2 protein-coding genes are annotated in these 2,008 nt (G+C 72.2%); both read right to left on the bottom strand.

From position 1 onward, the window contains the following. Positions 1–370 precede the first annotated feature (370 nt). On the bottom strand, positions 371–1,030 hold the full coding sequence (locus CR470_RS37625; protein WP_097872227.1) for a response regulator transcription factor: 660 nt from the start codon (positions 1,028–1,030) through the stop codon (positions 371–373). Positions 1,031–1,400: 370 nt separating this feature from the next. Continuing rightward, positions 1,401–2,008 (bottom strand): sensor histidine kinase (locus CR470_RS37620; protein ID WP_257139067.1); only part of this gene is annotated, 608 nt, incomplete at its 5' end.

The raw sequence follows: 2,008 nt of genomic DNA, 5'->3' as shown, positions 1-2,008 counted from the left end.
CATGTTCAGACGAAGGCCGCTTCCGCGTACGGCGGTTCCCGAACCGAGTGATCAAGTACGACACACCGTTCGACATCGCACGTTAAAGATCAAGCTAGGCCCTGTCGTCAAACACCCGTCGTCGCCCGAAGGGGCAGGCGGGGCGGGCGGGAGTCCGAGGACAGGGCCTGGGCACCCTCGGCCGCCCGGGCTCCGTCAGTCCTCATCGGTCCTTCCTTGATCAGAGGTGCCCGTCCGGTGCCCGCCGGACACCCCCAGACCCGCGCAATGCCCCCGAAGCGCCCCCGGATCGCTCCCGGAGCACCTCCGGCATCCGGCTGGCGGCGGTCCACGCTCCACCTCCGCAGGTATCGGGCAGAGTGCCGGACGCCTAGGAGTTCAGGTAGGTCAGCACGGCGAGGACGCGCCGGTGGTCCCCGTCGCTGGGCGAGAGCCCCAGCTTCTGGAAGATATTGCTGACGTGCTTCTCGACCGCCCCGTCGCTCACCACGAGCTGCCGGGCGACGGCGGAATTCGTCCGGCCCTCGGCCATCAGACCCAGGACCTCCCGCTCGCGCGGCGTCAGCCCGGTCAGCACGTCCTGCTTGCGGCTGCGGCCCAGCAACTGCGCCACCACTTCCGGGTCCAGCGCCGTCCCGCCCTGCGCCACCCGGACGACGGCGTCCACGAACTCGCGGACCTCGGCCACCCGGTCCTTCAGCAGATACCCCACTCCGCGGCTGCTGCCCGCCAACAGCTCGGTGGCGTACTGCTCCTCCACATATTGGGAGAGGACCAGCACCCCGATGTCCGGGTAGTCCTTCCGCAGCCGCACCGCCGCGCGCACGCCCTCGTCGGTGTGCGTCGGCGGCATCCGCACGTCGGCGACCACCACGTCGGGAAGCGCCTTCTGGGCGTCGAGGTCCGCCACGGTCTTGAGCAGCGCCTCCGCGTCCCCGACCCCCGCGACCACGTCGTGCCCGAGATCGGTGAGCAGACGGGTGAGCCCCTCCCGGAGCAGGACCGAATCCTCGGCGATGACCACGCGCACCCTGTTCTCCACGTTCTCCACGACTGCGAGTCCCCCACTGTTCCGAATATGCCGCGTTCCCCGCGACCCCGCACGCACCACGCCCGACCACCGCGCACCGCGCCCCGACCGCACAAGCATCCCAGGACCCGGACACGGATGGGCCCCCTGTGGATAACCCGCACGGCCCGGGAGCACCGCCACCTACGCCCCCGGGCACGCCCGGCCTCGTGCCCCGGACCATCACGGCCGTACGCCCGGACGATCGCGGCCGTACGCCCCGCCGCCGGACCGGGAGGCCGGGCGAAGGGGCGTACGTATGTGGCGAGGGAGAGAGGAGGTGAGAGGAGGTGAGAAGGAAGAGGTGGCTGGAGAGGCGCCCGCGTTCGGGTCAGCCCCGCCAGGGCAGCTCGGCGGTGACCGTCGTCGGACCGCCGGCCGGGGAGTCGACCACGAGGACCCCGTCCACGGCGTCCAGCCGCTCCGTCAGCCCGGCCAGACCGCCGCCCGAGGCCGGTGACGCCCCGCCCCGGCCGTTGTCGGTGACCTGGAGCATCAGCCGGTCCGCCGCCCGCCACACGTCGACCGTGGCCCGGGTCGCACGGGCGTGCTTGCTGATGTTCTGGAGCAGCTCCGAGACGGTGAAGTACGCGATGCCCTCGATCGCCTGCGCGGGCCGCGAGTCCAGGTCCACCTCGACCGTCACGGGCACCGTGCAGCGGGAGGCTATCGCGGAGAGCGCGGCGTCCAGGCCCCGGTCGGTGAGGACGGCGGGGTGGATCCCCCGGGCCAGGTCGCGCAGCTCCTGAAGAGCCACCTTCACCTCGCCGTGGGCCTCGTCGACCATGCGGGCGGCGGCCTCGGGGTCGTCGGTGAGCTTCTCCTTCGCCAGGCCCAGATCCATGGCGAGGGCGACCAGGCGGGCCTGGGCGCCGTCGTGCAGGTCGCGCTCGATCCGGCGCAGGTCGGCGGCGGCGGTGTCCACGACCACGCCCCGGT

Source organism: Streptomyces sp. rh34, from assembly GCF_002551245.1.
In the GTDB taxonomy this organism is placed as follows: Bacteria; Actinomycetota; Actinomycetes; order Streptomycetales; family Streptomycetaceae; genus Streptomyces.
This window is presented reverse-complemented; position numbering and strand designations above follow the sequence as displayed.